Source organism: Bradyrhizobium sp. 482_C4_N1_8 (genome assembly GCF_052075965.1).
Lineage (GTDB): Bacteria > Pseudomonadota > Alphaproteobacteria > Rhizobiales > Xanthobacteraceae > Bradyrhizobium > Bradyrhizobium barranii.
This window is the reverse complement of record NZ_CP197231.1, coordinates 2,739,722-2,758,220: the sequence shown is the minus strand read 5'-3', so window position 1 is coordinate 2,758,220 and position 18,499 is coordinate 2,739,722. Positions and strand designations below refer to the sequence as shown.

The window sequence follows — 18,499 nt, the reverse complement described above, 5'->3', positions numbered from 1 at the left end:
CTCCTTTTTGACGTCCAAGACGCGTCAAACCGGGGGAGTCCACCATGTCGACCATCACCGCGGCACCTACCGCCGAGCCGAAGCCGCTCTACACCTCGCTGTTCGTCCAGGTCCTCGCCGCGCTGGTGCTTGGCGTCATCCTGGGGATGGCCGTTCCGGACTTCGCCATCGGGCTCAAGATCCTCAGCGACGCCTTCCTGAAGCTGATCTCGATGATCGTGGCCCCGATCGTGTTCTGCGTCGTCGTGCACGGCATTGCCGGTGCCGGCGACCTCAAGAAGGTCGGCCGGGTCGGCGTCAAGGCGCTGGTCTATTTCGAGGTGATGACGACGGTCGCCCTCGTGGTCGGTCTGCTGCTCGCCTATCTCTTCGGTCCCGGCCACGGCATGAACATCGATCCCTCGACGCTCGACGCCAAGGCGCTCAACACCTATGCCGACAACGCCCACAAGCTGTCCGGCGGCGGCATCGGCGCCTTCCTGATGAACGTGATCCCCAGCACCTCGTTCGATGCGCTGTCGCGCAACGACGTGCTCCAGGTGCTGTTCTTCGCGGTCCTGTTCGGTGTCGGCCTTGCGCTCGTCGGCGGCGAGAAGGGCGCGCTGGTCACATCGATCATCGACGCGGCCTCCACCGTGCTGTTTCGGGTCATGGGGCTGATCGTGCGGGTCGCGCCGCTCGGCGTGCTCGGCGCGGTCGCCTATACCGTCGGCAAATACGGCGTCGGCTCGCTGAAGCAGCTCGTCTCGCTGGTGATGCTGTTCTACGTCTCGGTCGGCATCTTCGTGCTGGGCGTGCTCGGCGGCGTGATGGCGCTCGCCGGAATCAACATCCTCAAATTCCTCGCTTACCTGCGCGAAGAGCTGACCATCGTGCTCGCGACCGCATCCTCCGATGCCGTGCTGCCGCAGATCATGAAGAAACTGGAGCGGATGGGCGTGAAGGATTCCGTCGTCGGCCTCGTCATCCCGACCGGCTATTCCTTCAACCTCGACGCTTTCTCGATCTACCTGACGCTCGCCGTCGTCTTCATCGCGCAGGCGACCAACACGCCGCTGTCCTTCGGCGACCTTCTGCTGGTGCTCGGCGTCTCGCTGATCACGTCGAAGGGCGCGCACGGCGTGCCGGGCTCGGCGATCGTGATCCTGGCCGCGACGCTCAACGCGGTGCCGAGCATTCCCGCCATCGGCCTCGTGCTGGTGCTGTCGGTCGATTGGTTCATCGGCATGGCCCGCGCGGTCGGCAACCTCGTCGGCAATTGCGTGGCGACGGTGGTGGTGGCCGCCTGGGAAGGCGATCTCGACCGCGCCAAGGCGGCCAAGGTGCTGGAGGGCGGCGAACTGGTGGACGTGACCGCGGGATAGGCCGCGGATCAATCATTCCACTGGAGGAGTGGCGTTCCATACGCCCTCCTCCAGACCGACAGGAAGCGCGGAAACCAGGAGTGCGCCACGGCGCCCTTATACGCCCAGGTGCGATACTTCAGGCCCTGCTCCGAGATCAGCTCCTGATAGCCGCCATGGACCTCGGTCGCGGTCCGAATGTCCTTCAATATTCCTTGCGCGCAGGTCCGGTAGGTATCGCTCCCTGAGGCTTCATCAAAATCCAGCATCCGATCCGCGAATTCGACATTGAACGTCGGCCACGACGAACGCCCCTGATAGGCCGGCGCCGCGATCTTGTGGATCATCTTGTTCCGTGGATTATCCGCGGACACCAGGAAGTGGAACGTGCTGGGGATGCGAAAGCGCGGCTCGGCGATGATCAGATCCGTCGTAGCCGCAAACAGCGCCCGCTCGCTGGCATCGTTCATGTCCCAGAAGCCGCGATGCACGCTGACGAAATCCAGGGCCACCAAGGACACCGGTGCCCCCGCCGGGCCGTCAAGCGAATGCTTGATATGGCCGTCCTTGCCGAACAAACGGAGCAGATCTCGCTTGTACTGCGCAAGGTCGCGACCGAGCAGCCGCTTCAGTTCGTTCTCGTCGACGATCCCGAGCTGCACGCCCCACACGAACGTCGTGTAAACGCAGGCGTTGGTGACGAAGCGCCTGCGCTCGGCCCGCGTATCCGTTGCCGCGGAGCGAGGCCCGCCGGCATCGCACAGCAAATATCTGGTGCCGTCAGCGTCGAATGGCTCAAGCTCACTCGCGAGCTGAAGGATCGCGCGCTTCAGGTCGACGCCATATTCGGCCAGCAGCAGGCGGCCGGCATGTGCGCATTGCGACATCGCCAGATAGGATGACGCTCTCTCGTCGGCACCAATCATCTGCTGGAGACCGGCGAGAATGCCGAGCAGCGTGTCCGAGGGCCGCGAGAAATAATTCACGCCGAGGTACCGCCCGCGCCCCGCAGGAACGATCGTCGTCGTGACCACGTCGGCGCGAACCGCCTGCAGCAGCAGACGAACGCTCTTTTCGAGCAGGCGCGCCCGACGGACTGCGTCCTGCGCATCCATGATGGTTTCGGGATCGAGAACGTCGGGGTAAAACCAGGCGAAGTCGCGCGGGTAATAGGCGGAGGCGTGCGGCGCTCCCGTGACGAGGAAGGCCTCGGTCACCGAAAAGGCACTGTCCATCGAGTGCCGGTAGAGGTCCTCTATGTCCGACAACGCATGATGCGATTGTCTCAGGAAGCGATCACCGAGAAAATTGACCGCCTGAAGCGCGTTGGCGACAAAGGTCGCAGCCATCCCCTGGTAGAACCGGTTCTCACGATGTGATGGAAAAGAGATGTCGCTGTTCATATGCGTCAATCGGCTGATGTCTCGTGACCCCGTGATGGCGGCCACCATTTTAAACATGACTGATTCGTATCTCTACCCCGTGACTTGCGGGCTTCAGGCAATCACTTCGCGCCGGCACGGCCCTCCTGCGGCCTGAAATTCTCGATCACCCGCAGCAGCACGCGCGCGCCCGCGTTGGCATCGGCGAGCTCGACGTGCTCGTCCGGGTGGTGGCTGATGCCGCCGCGACAGCGGACGAAGATCATGCCGACATCGGCGATATCGATCATCGCCATGCCGTCGTGCCCTGCTCCGCTCGGCAGCTCGAACACCGACGCGCCTTCGGCAGCGATCGCCTGCGCGATCTGATCCTTCAGCCAGGGTGCGCAAGGCGCGGTGCGGTTCTCGTGAGTGACGTCGAGCTGTAGCGCCAATTGCCGGCGTTTTGCAATCGCCTCGATCTGGCGGACGATATCGGCGACCGCGCGCTTGCGATGCATGTCGGTCGGTGCCCGCATGTCGATGGTGAAGGACACTTCGCCCGGGATGACATTGGTCGCCCCGGGCCTCGCCTGGATATAGCCGACGGTGCCGACCAACCCGTCCGCGTCGGTGCGGCAAAACTGCTCGATCGCGCCGATGCATTCGGCCGCGCCGGCGAGTGCATCACGGCGCAGCGCCATCGGCACGGTGCCGGCATGGCCGGCCATTCCGGTCAGCCGCGCAGCGAGCCGTGTCGCGCCCGCAATCGCAGTGACGACACCGACGGGCAGGTTCTGGGCTTCCAGCACCGGGCCCTGCTCGATGTGCAATTCGAGATAGGCGAGCAGCTCGCGCCGGGCCCGCGCGGCCGCGCCGATGTGATCGGGATCGAGGCCGAACGCGACGAGCGCATCGCGCATCGACACGCCGTCGCGGTCGCGCGTGTTCAGGACGCTCTCGTCGAAGGTGCCGGCCACCGCCCGGCTTCCGAGCAGCGTCGAGGCGAAACGTACCCCCTCTTCATCGGCAAAGCCGATCACCTCGATCGCGAACGGCAGGCGCTTGCCGCGGCGATTGAGATCGGCGACGCAGGCGATCGCCGTGATCACCCCCAGCGGACCGTCCCATTTGCCGGCATCGCGCACCGTGTCGTAGTGCGAGCCGAGCATCAGGCAGGGCGCCCCTGGCTGCTCGCCTTCGTAGCGTCCGCAGACATTCCCGATCGCATCGAGATGCGCGCTCATGCCGGCTTCGCGCATCCAGCCCAGGATGAGGTCAGCGGCCTTGCGCAGCTCGTTGGTGAGGTAGATGCGGGTGAGCTTGTCGCCGTCTTCCGAGATCGCGGCGAGCTCGTCGATCCGTCGCACGATCTCCTCGCCGAGCGATGCATTCTGAACGGCGTTACCAGCAACCATCTCGGCGAGCTTCCCATCTCTTGGGACCGCGGCGGCGGTCCTGGCGGCGATCGATACAAGTTCGGTGCCAGCAAAAAATCACGAACGCGGTCCCGATCCGCGCGTGGGTAGCATGAATGCGGGTTGCCGGCGGACCGTAGCTCCCGTCACGCACACACGCGAGCTGCGCCTGGCTGCTCAACTCCATTGCATACAACTTCTATATTTTGCTCAAAAGTTAATCTGCTGGCTTACTCGACAGAATTCTGAAAATTTACAAACACGATACTTTTCAATGACTTCAGATCAATTGACCACTCCGTGGCCTCTGGCACGAAGCTTGCGACATCTTATCCCAGGCTCCGCCAGACCGGCGCGGTCGCGAGATTAAGGCGGGACATCCGCCAAGGGGAGCGAGCAATGGATTTCGGCAAGATTTCACGACGTCATTTGTTGCAGGGCGGCGCGGCCCTGACCCTCGGTGCGGCAGCGGGCGTCCGTCCGGCCTTGGCGGCCGAAACGACCATCGGCTTCATCTATGTCGGCTCGCGCGATGACTACGGCTACAACCAGGCGCATGCGCAGGGCGCGGCGGCCCTGAAGAAAATTCCGGGGCTGAAGGTCGTCGAGGAAGAGAAGGTGCCGGAGACCGACGCGGTCGAGAAGACGATCGAGTCCATGATCAACCTCGACGGCGCCACCCTGCTCTTCCCGACCTCGTTCGGCTACTACAACCCGCACATGATCAAGATGGCCACCAAGTTCCCGAAGCTGCGCTTCGAGCACTGCGGCGGCCTGTGGAGCGACAAGGATCCAAAGAACGCCGGCAGCTATTTTGGCTATATCGACGAGGCCCAGTACATTTCGGGCATCGTTGCCGGCTACACCTCCAAGAGCGGCAAGCTCGGCTTCGTTGCCGCCAAGCCGATCCCGCAGGTGCTGCGTAACATCAACGCCTTCGCGCTCGGCGCCAGGCTCGCCAATCCCAAGGCCACCACGCAGGTTATTTTCACTGGCGATTGGTCGATGCCGGTCAAGGAGGCCGAAGCCACCAACAGCCTGATCGATCAGAGCGTCGACGTGCTCACCTGCCATGTCGACGGTCCGAAGACCATGGTCGAGAACGCCGCACGCCGCGGCGCCTTCGTCTGCGGCTATCACACCAACCAGTCGCCGCTGGCGCCGAAGGCGTATCTCACCGGTGCCGAGTGGAATTGGGAAGCGCTCTATCCGAAGTTCGTGAAGATGATCGCCGCCGGCGAAAGCATCCCGAACTTCTATCGCGGCGGCCTCAAGGAAGAGATCGTCAAGACCTCGCCCTACGGTGAGGCAGTCTCCGCCGAAGCGCGCAAGCACGCCGACGAGGTCAAGGCCAAATTCCTGTCGGCGGAGGGCTACGCCATCTTCAAGGGCGGCTTGGTCGACAACAAGGGCAAGACGGTGATCGCAGCCGGCACCGATCGCGGCCAGAAGGATCCCGAACTTGAGAAGATGGACTACCTGGTCGAAGGCGTGATCGGAGCGACTTCGTGACAACGGAAGCCGCGGATTCTACTGAAGCGGCCGGGACAATTGCCCCGGCCGCCGATCCCGGCTTTCTCCAGCGCCACGGCGCGACAATCGAATACATCCTGATCCCGGGCGCGGCGCTGGCCGGCGCGCTCGTGATCTTCGGCATCTTCGTCGCGATGTTCGGCAAGAACCCGCTCGATCTCTATTTTTATATGTACTACGGCGCCTTCGGCACCTGGTTCTCCTGGCAGAATACGTTGACGCGTGCCGCGCCGCTGATCCTCACCGCGCTCTGCACCGCACTGCCGGCACAGCTCGGCATGGTCATCATCGGCGGCGAAGGCGCGCTCCTGATCGGCGCGCTGTCGGCGACCAGCGCCGCGCTGGCGCTTCAGGGCATGCCGCCGCTCGTCGTCCAAATTGCCATGGTCGTCGGCGGCGTGATCGGCGGCGGTCTGTGGATCATTCTGTCGGGCGGCTTGCGCCAGTATCGCGGCGTCAACGAGACCATCTCGAGCCTGCTGCTCGTCTACATCGCGCTCGCGATCCTCAATCATCTTGTTGAGGGGCTGATGCGCGATCCCGCCAGCCTCAACAAGCCGTCGACGCGCGAGATCGGCGCCGCCAACATGATCGGCAGCATTCCCGGCACCGACGTGCATTGGGGCCTCGTCTTCGGCCTGATCGCCGCGATCGCCGCCTACGTCCTGATCTATCACACCGTGTTCGGCTTCGCCGCGCGCGTCGCCGGCGGCAACATCCGCGCCGCAAAGATCGTCGGTCTCGGCGTCAGCAAGCTGATCCTGACCATCTGCTTCCTCGCCGGCGGCGCCGCGGGCCTCGCCGGCATGGTCGAGGTCGCCGCGGTGCAGGGACGCACCAACGCCAACCTTGCGGCGGGCTACGGCTTCACCGGCATTCTTGTCGCCTTCCTCGCCCGGCAGAATCCGCTCGCGATCATTCCCGTCGCGATCCTGCTCGGCGGCATCAGCGCCAGCGGCGGCCTTTTGCAGCGCCGCCTCGGACTGCCCGACGCATCCGTTCTGGTGCTTCAGGGCATCATCTTCGTCTTCGTGCTGGCCAGCGATGCACTTTACGGCCGCATTGGATTCTTGAAGGGAAAATCCTGAGATGGCAGACGGATCGATCGGGCTCTGGACTGTCCCCCTCGCCGTGCTCGGCGGCGCCATCCGCGTCTCCACGCCGTTCCTGTTCGTGAGCCTCGGCGAATGCATCACCGAACGCTCCGGCCGCATCAATCTCGGCCTTGAGGGCACGCTGGTGATGGGCGCGATGAGCGCCTACGGAATCTCGTATCTCACGGGATCGCCCTGGCTTGGCGTGCTCGCCGCCGGCATCACAGGTGCACTGCTGGGCGCATTGCACGCCGGCATCTGCTCGCTGCCGCGCGTCAACGATATCGCGGTCGGCATCGCGCTGATGCTGTTCGGCACCGGCCTTGCCTTCTATCTCGGCAAGCCGCTGATCGAGCCCACCGCGCCGCGCCTGCCCGCGATCGATTTTGGCTGGTGGAGCGACGTCCCGCAGGTTCGCGCCGCGCTGCGCGTCAACGTCCTGTTCCTGATCGGCGTCGCGCTCGCGCCGATCCTCTATTGGGCCTTCCGCACCACGCGCTGGGGCCTTTTGATCCGCACCGCCGGCGAGAGCTCCGACGCAGCGCGCGCGATGGGCCATTCCGTGTTGCTGATCCGCCTGCGCGCGACCATGGTCGGCGGCTTCCTTGCCGGCATCGGCGGCTCGTTCCTGTCGCTGTTCTATCCCGGAAGCTGGAACGAGGGCCTGTCCTCCGGCCAGGGCATCACCGCCGTGGCCCTCGTGATCTTCGCGCGCTGGGATCCCCTGCTCTGCCTGTGGGCCTCGCTCGCCTTCGGCGGTGCCGCGGCCCTGGGCCCTGCACTGCAATCGGTCGGCGTCACCTCCGGCTACCACCTCTTCAACGCCGCCCCCTACATCCTGACGCTGGCGATCATGATCATCACCTGCTCGCCGAAACGCACGCTGACCGGAGCCCCGGCCGAATTGTCGATCACCCGCTAGAGAGCGAAATCATGCCCGAGCGCTATCTCAAGTCCGAGCCCTACGCCTGGCCTTACAATGGCGATCTCCGTCCCGAAAACACCGCGCTCATCATCATCGACATGCAGACCGATTTCTGCGGCATCGGCGGCTATGTCGACAAGATGGGCTACGACCTCTCGCTGACGCGGGCGCCGATCGAGCCGATCAAGAAGTTGCTCGCAGCGATGCGCGCGCAAGGCTTCCACATCATCCATACGCGCGAAGGCCACCGCCCCGATCTCTCCGACCTTCCCGCCAACAAGCGCTGGCGCTCGCGCCAGATCGGCGCCGGCATCGGCGATCCCGGCCCTTGCGGGCGTATCCTCGTTCGCGGCGAGCCGGGCTGGGACATCATCGAGGAGCTGGCGCCGCTGCCGGGCGAGCCGATCATCGACAAGCCCGGCAAGGGCTCGTTCTGCGCCACCGACCTGGAGCTGATCCTGCGCGTGCGTGGCATCGAGAACATCGTGCTCACGGGCATCACGACCGACGTCTGCGTCCACACCACGATGCGCGAGGCCAACGATCGCGGCTTCGAATGCGTCCTGCTGCACGATTGCTGCGGCGCCACCGACAAGAGCAATCACGACCATGCCCTGAAGATGATCAAGATGCAGGGCGGCGTGTTCGGCGCGGTCTCGACGTCGGACGCCTTCATCGGAGCTATTTCGTGATCATCGGCGAAACACCGCCGCCAGCAGGCGCCTTCGGCGTCGACGCCATCGCCATGACCATGCGCTTCGGCGACTTCCTCGCGCTCGACAATGTCGAGCTGAAGGTGCGGCCGGGCTCGTTCCACGCGCTGCTCGGCGAGAACGGCGCCGGCAAGTCGACGCTCGTCAAATGCATCATGGGCTATTACCACGCGACCGAAGGCGACATCCTCGTCGGCGGCCGCGAGCAGGCGATCGCGAATCCAAAGGACGCCCACGCGCTCGGCCTCGGCATGGTCTACCAGCATTTTACCCTGGTGCCGGCCATGACGGTCGCGGAAAATCTCGTGCTGGCCCGCGACGATGTGCCGGCCGTGGTGAACTGGCCAAAGGAGATGAAGGAGCTCGAGGCTTTTCTGGCGCGGATGCCGTTCAAGGTACCGCTCGGCGCCAAGGTCTCCGACATCTCCGCCGGGGAGCGGCAGAAATGCGAGATCCTCAAGCAGCTCTATCTGAAGCGCCGCTTCCTGATCCTGGACGAGCCGACCTCGGTGCTGACGCCGGCGGAGGCCGACGAAGTGCTCGGCATGCTCCGCGACATGGTCGTCAAGGGCGAACTGACCATCCTGATGATCACGCACAAATTCCGCGAGGTCATGGCCTTCGCCGACGACGTCACCATCCTGCGCCGCGGCAAGCTCGCAGGTGCCGGCAAGGTTTCCGAACTCACACCGGATGCGATGGCACGAACCATGATCGGCGCCGAGGAGCTGACCGTGCAGCCGCCGCGCACCGGCGAAGCCGGCCAGGCCCGGCTGGAATTGGCACAAGTCCGCGCGCTCGACGACGCGGGCGCCATCGCCGTGCACGACGTCTCACTCACGGTCCGCGCCGGTGAGATCGTGGGCATTGCCGGCGTCTCCGGCAATGGCCAGCGCCAGTTGGTCGAGGTGTTGGCCGGCCAGCGCGAGGCGGAGGGTGGTGAAATTCGCGTCGCGGGCGATTCCTATCACGCCAGCCGCGAGGAGATGCGCCGCCACAAGATGTCGCTGCTGCCCGAGGAGCCGCTCAAGAACGCCTGCGTCGGCGGCATGAGCGTCGCCGACAACATCGCCTTCCGTGAATTCGACCGCGCGCCCTTCGCAAGCCTCGGCTGGTGGCTCAACCGCGGCGCCTTCCGGGACGATGCGAAGAAGAAGATCGTCCAGTACAAGATCAAGACCCGCACGCCCGATACGCCGATCGCGGCGCTGTCGGGCGGCAACGTGCAGCGTGCCGTGCTGGCGCGCGAGCTTGGCGGCAACGTCGAGGTGCTGATCGCGGCCAATCCCTGCTTCGGCCTCGACTTCGCGGCGGTGGCGCAGATCCACGCCGAGATCATGGCCGCCCGCAACCGTGGCGCCGCCGTGCTGCTCGTCAGCGAGGATCTCGACGAATTGCTCGAACTCTCCGATCGGCTGGTGGTGATGTTCCACGGCGAATTCGTGTATGAAGCACGAACCAGCGAAGCCGATCTCACCGTGGTCGGCCGGCATATGGCGGGGCATTGACCAGGGACGAGCGATGAGCGGCGGATCCGAGCGCGACGAGCACTTCCTCCGCCTGTCCTTTACGGTCGCCCGCCGCTCGCTCACCCATGGCAACCATCCGTTCGGCTGCGTCGTCGTCGATGCCGATGGCAAGGTGCTGATCGAGACCGAGAACGGCTACATGCCCGACCACGACGGCACTGCGCATGCCGAGCGCCTCGCGGCCACGCAGGCCTGCCGTAGGTTCGACCGCGAGGTGCTGGCGAAGGCCACGCTCTATTCCTCCGCAGAACCCTGCGCGATGTGCGCCGGCGCGATCTACTGGGCCGGCATCGGCCGTGTGGTCTACGGCCTCAGCGAGCACCGCCTGCGCGGCATCACCGGCAACCATCCGGAGAACCCCACGCTCGATTTGCCGTGCCGCGAGGTCTTTGCCAGCGGCCAGCGATCGACGGAAGTCGTCGGGCCGCTGCTTGAGGACGAGGCCGAGGCGCTGCACGACGGCGTGTGGACCAAGTAGCGAGCTCAACAACTCGACTTTGTAGGGTGGGCAAAGCGAAGCGTGCCCACCGATAACTAACTATCTGGGAAAATGGTGGGCACGGCGCATTGCGCCTTTGCCCACCCGACGCTCGGAAACGCTAATAACGCCGCGCATTCCTGCGCGGCGTTATTCAAACCTGGAGACATTCAGTCGATCAGAACTTCACAGTGACGCCACCGTACACCGTGGACTCGGTGCAGCTGTTGGTGCTCTGGCCGGTCGCGGCAACCGTGCAGACGCCGGGCATGGCGTTGTGGTCGAGGCCGAACTTGTTCTGCCAGTAGCGGTAGGCGACCCAGAGATCGACGAAGTGCGAGTACTTGTCACCCCAGGCGGCCTTCGAAGCGTCGAAGGTCAGACGGATCGGTTCGCTGTTCAACTCGACCTTGGAAGCAGTAGAGAACCGGCCAGGGCCGGAGAGCGCGGGAAGGCCGTTCGAGTCGCCCTTCGCTCCATACCAGCCGGCGCGGCCGCTGATGGACCAGAACTGCATGCCCGGCGGCAGGAAGCCGAGGTCCATGTAGTAGTTGATTTCGACGGCCCAGGTCGGGTTGTAGCTGACATTGCCATCGGAATTACAGCTCACACCCGGGAGGGGGCCAGCAAAACCGCTGCCGCACTGAGTGAAGGCGTTGTGGTTGGAGAACTCCCAGTACATCAAGGGCGCGACGTTGATGTAGCCCTTGTAAGGAAGATCGAAGGCGAACTGGAGACCGGCAACGACGTCCCGCTTCGCGGGCGCCAAGAAGGTGTTCTCGGAATTGCCATCCATACCGACTTCAAACGAGATGTTCTGCAGCGGCCCCGTGGTGAAGGCCTTGGTGTTGAAGAGCTGGTTCCAGCCGAAGGTCGAGCGGAACAGGCCGTAGATCTCGGTCGCGCCGGCGCAGTCGGCTGCACCGAAGGAGGAAGACAGACCAGGTGCGATACAGGGCGAAGCAGGGTCGTTATGGCCCGACTTGAACATCGAGATGGTGAAGAAGTTGGTGCCGTAGGCCCAGAGGTCGAAGTGCGTGAACGAATAGACCTGCTTGGCGGTCGTACCGTTGATGCTGCCGTTCGGATTGACGCTCCACATGCCGGGGTCAGTGCCCTTGGGCATCCAGGAGAACGTGACGCGGTTGTCGATCACCAGGAAGAACGGGACGTCCGACGCTTTCTTGGCAGCCTTGACCGGCAGGTCCGCTGCCTGAGCCAGGCCACTGGTAGCGAGTGTAGCAATCGACAGCGCCGCGGCTGCGATTGCCTTGAAACCAAACGACATCCTGAATACCCCCAAGTTTGGACACGTAAAAATGAACGCCCCTTGGGTGCGACACTTGCGCCGATCTCCCGGAGTGAGAAGCCTCAACTTCTTTCAAGGCATGCCGCTTGTTTCGGCAGGAGGCGGCCTTTCAACCCGGGAATTCGAGGATTTTTTCCGTTTCGCTGTTGCGTGCGTGCGGTGACGCGATGCCGAACATTCCCGTTTGATTTCATTTGTCTTTTGTGGCGGCGCAAGAATGCAGACACAATTGACGATAGCGACCGTTGGCCTGGTCGGGAATTGCATACGCGTGCCGGCGCGACTTTGCTCAACTTCACGTCAGGCCTGCACAGCGGGTTCCGATTTGGTTTGAGCCGTCACAAATTTGCAACAGGCGTCTCTCGCAGGAGGCCGCCGCAATGGCTCTCCCTGATGTCGGCTGGAGACGATCATCGACTGACAAGGGCCGCGACTCGCGACACAGACCGCCTGCCGAAGCGTTGAGCAAGGGATGACGCTTTTTCACATCTTACGCGACGGTTCAAACTAGCCCACAATTGAGGCACTTCACCCCGTGCCAGCGCATCAGCGAATGTTAGATCTGACGTCCAACGACCTGCATTCCGGCGAGCCCCCTCTGCTTCAGACGATCGGGCTCACCAAGCGCTATGGTGATTTCCTCGCCAACGATTCCATCGACATTGGTATCTGGCCCAAGGAAATCCACGCTCTGCTCGGCGAGAACGGCGCCGGCAAGTCGACGCTGGTCAAGGCGATCTACGGGCTGATCCAGCCCAGCGCCGGCGAGATTCGCTGGCAGGGCGAACGAATCGTGCTGTCGGGTCCGTCGGAAGCGCGCAGCCGCGGCATCGGCATGGTGTTCCAGCATTTCTCGCTGTTCGACAATCTCACGGTTGCCGAGAACGTCGCGCTCGGCCTCGACGGCAGGGAATCCTTCAAGGACATGTCGGCGCGGCTGGAGCAGGTCTCGAAGACCTACGGCCTTCCGCTCGATCCCCGGCGCGAGGTCTGGCAACTCTCGGTCGGCGAGCGCCAGCGCATCGAGATCGTCCGCGCGCTGATGCAGGATCCGAAATTCCTGATCCTGGACGAGCCCACCGCGGTGCTGACGCCGCAGGAGGCCGACCAGCTCTTCATCGTGCTGGAACGCCTCAAGGCCGAAGGCCGCGCCATCCTCTACATCAGCCACAAGCTGGAGGAGGTGAAGCGGCTCTGCGACACCGCCACGATCCTGCGCGGCGGCAAGAAGGTCGAGACCTGCAATCCCCGGCTCGAGACCGCGGCCTCGCTCGCGCGGATGATGGTCGGCGGCGAGATCAGGGAAGTGAGAGCACCGGTAGGCCGCAAGACCACCGTGCCGCGGCTCGTCGTCAACGACCTTTCACTCGCGCCGAGCGAGGCGCATGGCGTGCGGCTCGAGCACATCTCGTTCGAGCTGAAGGGCGGCGAGATCCTCGGCATCGCCGGCGTCGCCGGCAATGGCCAGGACGAGTTGTTCGCCGCGCTCTCCGGCGAGCGCCTGTCGAAGGACCCTGGCACGGTGGTGATCGAGGGCATCGCCGCCGGCCACCTCTCGATCACCCGGCGCCGCAAGCTGGGCGCGGCGTTCGTCCCGGAGGAACGGCTCGGCCACGGCACCGCGCCGCGCATGAAGCTGTCGGAGAACGCGCTGCTGACCGGGCACGCCGCCAGCGGCATGGTCCATCACGGCTTCATCGACACCGCGGCGACACTGAAGACCGTGGACCGCGCGACCGAAACGTTCGACGTTCGCAAGGCCAAACGGGATCCGGAAGCTGCGAGCCTGTCCGGCGGCAATTTGCAAAAGTTCATCGTCGGCCGCGAGATCCTGCGCAACCCCGCGGTGCTGGTGGTGAGCCAGCCGACCTGGGGCGTCGATGCCGGTGCCGCCGCCGTGATCCGCCAGGCGCTGCTTGATCTCGCAACCGCAGGCGCCGCCGTGCTCATCACCAGCCAGGATCTCGACGAGCTCGCGGAGATCGCCGACCGCATCGCCGTGATGTTCCACGGCCGGCTCTCGGCGCCGCTTGCCACGAGCGAAGCCACGCGCGAAAAACTCGGCCTGTTGATGGGGGGCAGCAGCCTGGAGCCGAAGGAGGCCGCGCATGCAGTTGGTGCTTGAGAAGCGCGTCGAGCGTTCCAACACGATCGCGCTGGTCTCGCCGCTCATCGCGATCGGCCTCACGATCGCGACCATGACCGTCCTGTTCGCGATCCTCGGCAAGAATCCGCTTCTGGCGCTGCAAGCCTATTTCATCGCGCCGTTGACCGACGGCTATTCACTGCAGGAGATCGCGGTGAAGGCGACGCCTCTGGTGATGATCGCGATCGGGTTGTCGCTCTGCTATCTCGCCAACGCGTGGAACATCGGCGCCGAAGGGCAATTCCTGATCGGCGCGGTGGCCGGAAGCTGGATCGCGGTGAAGACGCAGGGCACCGATGCCGGGGCCTGGGTGCTGCCGGCGATGCTCGTGCTCGCCGCCGCCGCAGGTGCGCTCTATGCGCTGATCCCGGCGATCTGCAAGGTGAAGTTCGGCGCCAGCGAAATCCTGACCAGCCTGATGCTGGTCTATGTCGCCGACCTCTTCCTCGACTATCTCGTGCGCGGGCCCTGGCGCGATCCGCACGGCTTCAACTTCCCGACCACAGCGGAATTTGATCCGGTGGCAACGGTGCCGCTGCTGATCGAAGGCGGCCGGCTGCATCTCGGCTCGATCATTGCCCTGCTCGTCGTCGCGGCCGCCGCGATCCTGCTCGGCCGCACCATCAAGGGCTTTGAGATTCGCGTGGTCGGCGCGGCGCCGCGCGCCGCACGGTTCGGCGGCTTCAACGCCAACCAGTTGGTCATCCTGACTTTCGCTGTGTCGGGCGCGCTCGCCGGACTTGCCGGCATCATCGAGGTCGCGGGTCCGGTCGGGCATCTCCAGCCCGGCATCTCGCCAGGCTACGGCTTCACCGCGATCATCGTCGCCTTCCTCGGCCGGCTGAACCCGCTTGGAATATTAATTGCAGGCCTTTTTCTCGCATTGACCTTTATCGGCGGCGAGCAGGCGCAGATCGCGATGAAGATCCCGTTGGACGTCACCAAGGTCTTCCAGGGCATCCTGCTGTTCTACGTCCTCGCCTGCGATTCGCTCATTCTCTATCGCTTCAAGCTGGTCTTCCCGAACCGACAGGTGGCCCGTGGAACTGGTTGAAGCCATCATCCTCGCGGTGCTCGCCGCCTCGACGCCGCTGCTGATCGCGGCGACCGGCGAGCTCGTGACCGAGCGCTCGGGCGTGCTCAATCTTGGCGTCGAGGGCATGATGATCGTCGGCGCGGCTTGCGGCTTTGCGGGTGCGTGGCTCACCGGATCGATCTTCATCGGCGCGCTGTTCGGCATCGGCGCGGGCACGCTGATGTCGCTGGTGTTCGCGCTGATGACGCTCGGGCTCGCCGTCAACCAGGTTGCAACAGGTCTCGCGCTGACCATCCTCGGCGTCGGCCTGTCCGGCCTGATCGGCGCCGGCTTCGTCGGCGAGCGCATCACGCCCGCGATGCACCTCTATATTCCCGGCCTCACGGACATGCCGCTGATTGGCCGGGTGCTGTTCGGCGAGGACGCCTTCGTCTATTTCTCCATCGCGCTCGTCGTCGGCGTCTGGTGGTTCCTGTACCGCACGCGGGCGGGGTTGATCTTGCGCGCCTGCGGCGACAACCATGTCTCCGCGCATGCGCTCGGTTACCCTGTGCTGCGCATCCGCACCTTCGCCGTGATGTTCGGCGGCGCCTGCGCAGGCCTTGCCGGTGCCTATCTGCCGCTCGCCTACACGCCGTTCTTCATTCCCGGCATGACCGCGGGGCGCGGCTGGATCGCGCTGGCGCTGGTCGTGTTTTCGTCCTGGCGGCCGGGCCGGCTCGTGGTCGGCGCCTACCTGTTCGGCGCGGTGACGACCCTGCAACTCCACGCTCAGGGGTGGGGCGTCGGCATTCCCTCGCAGTTCATGTCGGCGCTGCCTTACCTCGCAACCGTCATCGTCCTGGTCCTGCTCTCACGCGCGCGCACCGGCGGCTCGACCGCGCCGGCCGCGCTCGGCACCGTGTTCGTGCCGGACCGCTAGCGTTTCATTTCCGCGGCGGGCGCGATGGGGCGCGCACGTTGCGGATCGTGGCTGTCCCCTGATGTTTGGAGATTGATGATGAGGAAATCACTTCTTGCGCTGGCTGCCGGGCTTTTGCTTGCCGGAAGCGTCAGCGCAGCCTCCGCCGCCGACAAGCTGAAAGTCGGCTTCATCTATCTGGGTCCGATCGGAGACTTGGGCTGGACATACCAGCACGACCTCGCGCGCCAGGCCCTGGTGAAGGAGCTGGGGGACAAGATCGAGACCACCTATCTCGAGAACGTGCCCGAAGGTCCCGACGCCGAGCGCTCCATCGAGCAGCTCGTCCGCGCCGGCAACAAGCTGATCTTCACGACCTCGTTCGGCTACATGGACCCGACGCTGAAAGTCGCCAAGAAATATCCGAACGTGCATTTCGAGCACGCCACCGGCTACAAGCGCAACCCGAACATGTCGACCTACTCGGCCAAATGGTGGCAGGGCCGCTACATCCAGGGCCTGATCGCGGCCAAGATGTCGAAGTCCGGCGTGCTCGGCTATATCGGCTCGTTCCCGATTCCGGAGGTCGTCTCCGGCATCAACGCGACGATCCTCGCGGCGCAGACCATCAATCCGAACATCAAGGTCAAGATCATCTGGGCCAACACATGGTTCGACCCGGGCAAGGAGGCCGACGCCGCCAAGGCGCTGATCGACCAGGGCGCCGACGTGATCATGCAGCACACGGATTCGCCCGCGGCGATGCAGATTGCCAGCGAACGCGGCAAGCTCGCTTTCGGCCAGGATTCCGAGATGATCAAGTTCGGGCCGAAGACCCAGCTCACCTCGATCCTGGACACCTGGGGCCCTTATTACATCGAACGCGTCAAGGCCGAGCTCGCCGGCACCTGGAAGTCCGAGGACAGCTGGGGAGGCCTCGACAGCCACATGTTCGCGATGGCGCCCTACACCAACATGCCTGACGACGTGAAGAAGATGGCCGAGGATGCCCAGGCCGCGATCACAGCGGGCAAGCTGCATCCGTTCAAGTGCCCGGTCATTGGGCAGGACGGCAAGCCGGTCGAGTGCAAAGGTGGCGATCACCTCGATGACGGCCAGATCCTCGGCATGAATTTCTACGTCAAGGGCATCGACGACAAGCTTCCGGGCAAGTAGCACGCTTCTTGCATTGCCTAGATCACCTGCTCCTCCCGGAGGAGGTTCGGAGGGGGTGGCCAGAAGCACCCGGCACTTGTGGTCGCCCCCTCTTTCTTTTTGCCCGGATTATCCCGCCTGCATCGCCCGCGCCGCGGAACTGTGGCGGCGAATGAGATCGGGAACATCCAGTCCCGGGATCGCGCCGTCGATCACGGCCCATTGTCCCGCCACCATCACCCGGTCGGCCCGATGCGCCCCGCACAGCACCAGCGCGGCCAGCGGATCGCCGTGACCGGAGAAGCGCAGCTCGTCGAGCTTGAACAGGGCGAGATCGGCAGCCTTGCCGACGGCGATCTCACCCAGTTCCGGCCGGCCGACGCAGGCCGCCGAGCCCTTGGTCGCCCAGCGCAGCGCATCCTTGTGGCTGACCTTGGCCACTCCGTAGCGCGCCCGCTGCAGCAGGAACGCCGCCCGCACCTCCTGCATCAGGTTCGATCCGTCATTCGACGCCGAACCGTCGACGCCGATGCCGATGCCGACACCGGCCTCCTCCATCTCGCACACCGGGCAGCAGCCCGACGCCAAAATCTGATTGCTGCACGCGCAATGGCTGATGGTCGTCTTCGCCTTGCCGAGCCGCTTCATCTCCTCCGCATTGAAGAAGATGCCGTGGGCGAGCCAGGTCCGCGCATTGAGCCATCCGCATTGCTCGAGATAGTCGAGCGGACGGCAGCCATACATCTGCTGGCAGAATTTGGTCTCGTCCTCGGTCTCGGCGAGATGGGTGTGCAGGCGGACGTCGAGCTTGTTGGCGAGATCGGCGGTGGCGCGCATCAGGGACGTCGTCACCGAGAAAGGTGAACATGGCGCCAGCGCGATCTGCACCATCGCATCCGCGCCGCGCTGGTGATGCTTTGCAACCACCCGCGCGCTGTCGGCGAGGATCGTGTCCTCGTCCTGTACGACGCCGTCAGGCGGCAGGCCGCCGTCGCGCTGCGACAGGTTCATCGAGCCGCGCGTGAGTAGCACCCGGACACCGAGCCGATTTGCGACTGCGACCTCGATGTCGACGGACTCCTCGAGCCCCGCCGGGAACACATAGTGGTGATCCGTTGTGGTGGTGCAGCCCGAGAGCAGGAGCTCGGACATCGCCACGGTGACGCCGAGCTCGAGTGCTTCAGGCGTCATCCTCGCCCACACCGGATAGAGCGCCTGGAGCCAGGGAAACAGCTCGCGGTCCATCGCCGCCGGCAGCGCCCGCGTCAGCGTCTGGTAGAAATGATGATGTGTGTTGATCAGGCCCGGCAGGACGACATGCTCGCCCGCGTCGAACACCGCGACATCCGCCGTCGCAGGCCTGCCACCGGCCGGCACGAGCTCGACAATCCGGCCATCACTCACCACGATCCCGCGCTCGGCACCATCAGCGAGGATGGCAAGGGGATCCCTGATCCAGATCGGCTTTGCATCGCTCATGATCGTGGTCTCCTCACATCCGCTGATGACAAGGCCGGCAAGGCGGCCGTGGGCCCGATCACCTTCATGCTACGACTTG

General features: G+C 64.6%; 15 protein-coding genes. 11 read left to right on the top strand and 4 right to left on the bottom strand.

Annotated features, from left to right (window positions below; all coding sequences use genetic code 11):
* Positions 1-44: 44 nt before the first annotated feature.
* A complete protein-coding gene (locus AB7Z56_RS12795; protein WP_063982032.1) occupies positions 45-1,364 on the top strand; it encodes a dicarboxylate/amino acid:cation symporter in 1,320 nt (439 codons plus the stop codon).
* An 8-nt stretch (positions 1,365-1,372) separates the two neighbouring features.
* Here the strand turns inward: AB7Z56_RS12795 and AB7Z56_RS12790 are convergent, their stop codons facing one another.
* Together AB7Z56_RS12790 and AB7Z56_RS12785 are read right to left on the bottom strand one after the other, a co-directional pair.
* Positions 1,373-2,746: a hypothetical protein gene (locus AB7Z56_RS12790; protein WP_063982031.1), complete on the bottom strand. Its 1,374-nt coding sequence runs from the start codon at positions 2,744-2,746 to the stop codon at positions 1,373-1,375.
* A gap of 101 nt (positions 2,747-2,847) precedes the next feature.
* On the bottom strand, positions 2,848-4,122 hold the full coding sequence (locus tag AB7Z56_RS12785; RefSeq protein ID WP_063982030.1) for an allantoate amidohydrolase: 1,275 nt from the start codon (positions 4,120-4,122) through the stop codon (positions 2,848-2,850).
* Between the two features lie 399 nt (positions 4,123-4,521).
* Here AB7Z56_RS12785 and AB7Z56_RS12780 point away from each other — a divergent pair, with 399 nt between their 5' ends.
* Genes AB7Z56_RS12780 through AB7Z56_RS12755 form a run of 6 tightly spaced genes read left to right on the top strand, consistent with a single transcriptional unit; the run spans position 4,522 to position 10,394 of the window.
* Positions 4,522-5,634 (top strand): BMP family ABC transporter substrate-binding protein, encoded by a 1,113-nt coding sequence (locus AB7Z56_RS12780; protein WP_063982029.1) that lies wholly within the window; start codon positions 4,522-4,524, stop codon positions 5,632-5,634.
* Positions 5,631-6,743: an ABC transporter permease gene (locus tag AB7Z56_RS12775; RefSeq protein ID WP_063982028.1), complete on the top strand. Its 1,113-nt coding sequence runs from the start codon at positions 5,631-5,633 to the stop codon at positions 6,741-6,743. Before AB7Z56_RS12780 ends, AB7Z56_RS12775 begins: the two co-directional genes overlap by 4 nt.
* Position 6,744: 1 nt before the next feature.
* Positions 6,745-7,671 carry an ABC transporter permease gene (locus AB7Z56_RS12770; protein ID WP_038957599.1) on the top strand — a complete coding sequence of 309 codons (927 nt, stop codon included), beginning with the start codon at positions 6,745-6,747 and terminating at the stop codon, positions 7,669-7,671.
* 11 nt (positions 7,672-7,682) lie between these two features.
* Complete coding sequence (gene biuH, locus AB7Z56_RS12765) at positions 7,683-8,366, top strand: biuret amidohydrolase (protein ID WP_063982027.1); 684 nt, start codon at positions 7,683-7,685, stop codon at positions 8,364-8,366.
* Entirely contained in the window at positions 8,363-9,895 is a 1,533-nt protein-coding gene (locus AB7Z56_RS12760; RefSeq protein ID WP_441256267.1) for an ABC transporter ATP-binding protein, read from the top strand. Before biuH ends, AB7Z56_RS12760 begins: the two co-directional genes overlap by 4 nt.
* 13 nt (positions 9,896-9,908) lie before the next feature.
* Entirely contained in the window at positions 9,909-10,394 is a 486-nt protein-coding gene (locus AB7Z56_RS12755) for a nucleoside deaminase (RefSeq protein WP_441256266.1), read from the top strand.
* Between the two features lie 178 nt (positions 10,395-10,572).
* On the opposite strand, the gene AB7Z56_RS12750 is transcribed toward AB7Z56_RS12755, so the two are convergent.
* Positions 10,573-11,682 carry a hypothetical protein gene (locus AB7Z56_RS12750; RefSeq protein WP_354218936.1) on the bottom strand — a complete coding sequence of 370 codons (1,110 nt, stop codon included), beginning with the start codon at positions 11,680-11,682 and terminating at the stop codon, positions 10,573-10,575.
* A 574-nt stretch (positions 11,683-12,256) separates the two neighbouring features.
* On the opposite strand from AB7Z56_RS12750, the gene AB7Z56_RS12745 reads away from it, so the two are divergent.
* From AB7Z56_RS12745 to AB7Z56_RS12730, 4 genes are all read left to right on the top strand, one after another.
* Positions 12,257-13,828 carry an ABC transporter ATP-binding protein gene (locus AB7Z56_RS12745; RefSeq protein ID WP_441256265.1) on the top strand — a complete coding sequence of 524 codons (1,572 nt, stop codon included), beginning with the start codon at positions 12,257-12,259 and terminating at the stop codon, positions 13,826-13,828.
* Positions 13,812-14,903 (top strand): ABC transporter permease, encoded by a 1,092-nt coding sequence (locus AB7Z56_RS12740; RefSeq protein WP_063982023.1) that lies wholly within the window; start codon positions 13,812-13,814, stop codon positions 14,901-14,903. Before AB7Z56_RS12745 ends, AB7Z56_RS12740 begins: the two co-directional genes overlap by 17 nt.
* Positions 14,890-15,807, top strand: coding sequence for an ABC transporter permease (locus AB7Z56_RS12735; RefSeq protein ID WP_441256264.1), 918 nt, complete (start codon positions 14,890-14,892; stop codon positions 15,805-15,807). The genes AB7Z56_RS12740 and AB7Z56_RS12735 overlap by 14 nt, the downstream gene beginning before the upstream one ends.
* Positions 15,808-15,885: 78 nt before the next feature.
* Entirely contained in the window at positions 15,886-16,962 is a 1,077-nt protein-coding gene (locus AB7Z56_RS12730) for a BMP family ABC transporter substrate-binding protein (protein WP_166343135.1), read from the top strand.
* A 108-nt stretch (positions 16,963-17,070) separates the two neighbouring features.
* On the opposite strand, the gene AB7Z56_RS12725 is transcribed toward AB7Z56_RS12730, so the two are convergent.
* The gene (locus AB7Z56_RS12725) at positions 17,071-18,420 is read right to left on the bottom strand and encodes an 8-oxoguanine deaminase (protein WP_135215156.1); all 1,350 of its coding nucleotides are present in this window, start codon (positions 18,418-18,420) and stop codon (positions 17,071-17,073) included.
* Positions 18,421-18,499: the final 79 nt, after the last annotated feature.

Bases quoted from the DNA above. Each gene is read 5' to 3' on its own strand.
- AB7Z56_RS12795 (WP_063982032.1), top strand. From the start codon at position 45: ATGTCGACCATCACCGCGGCACCTACCGCCGAGCCGAAGCCGCTCTAC.
- AB7Z56_RS12790 (WP_063982031.1), bottom strand. From the start codon at position 2,746: ATGAACAGCGACATCTCTTTTCCATCACATCGTGAGAACCGGTTCTAC.
- AB7Z56_RS12785 (WP_063982030.1), bottom strand. From the start codon at position 4,122: ATGGTTGCTGGTAACGCCGTTCAGAATGCATCGCTCGGCGAGGAGATC.
- AB7Z56_RS12780 (WP_063982029.1), top strand. From the start codon at position 4,522: ATGGATTTCGGCAAGATTTCACGACGTCATTTGTTGCAGGGCGGCGCG.
- AB7Z56_RS12770 (WP_038957599.1), top strand. From the start codon at position 6,745: ATGGCAGACGGATCGATCGGGCTCTGGACTGTCCCCCTCGCCGTGCTC.
- biuH (WP_063982027.1), top strand. From the start codon at position 7,683: ATGCCCGAGCGCTATCTCAAGTCCGAGCCCTACGCCTGGCCTTACAAT.
- AB7Z56_RS12755 (WP_441256266.1), top strand. From the start codon at position 9,909: ATGAGCGGCGGATCCGAGCGCGACGAGCACTTCCTCCGCCTGTCCTTT.
- AB7Z56_RS12750 (WP_354218936.1), bottom strand. From the start codon at position 11,682: ATGTCGTTTGGTTTCAAGGCAATCGCAGCCGCGGCGCTGTCGATTGCT.
- AB7Z56_RS12745 (WP_441256265.1), top strand. From the start codon at position 12,257: ATGTTAGATCTGACGTCCAACGACCTGCATTCCGGCGAGCCCCCTCTG.
- AB7Z56_RS12740 (WP_063982023.1), top strand. From the start codon at position 13,812: ATGCAGTTGGTGCTTGAGAAGCGCGTCGAGCGTTCCAACACGATCGCG.
- AB7Z56_RS12730 (WP_166343135.1), top strand. From the start codon at position 15,886: ATGAGGAAATCACTTCTTGCGCTGGCTGCCGGGCTTTTGCTTGCCGGA.
- AB7Z56_RS12725 (WP_135215156.1), bottom strand. From the start codon at position 18,420: ATGAGCGATGCAAAGCCGATCTGGATCAGGGATCCCCTTGCCATCCTC.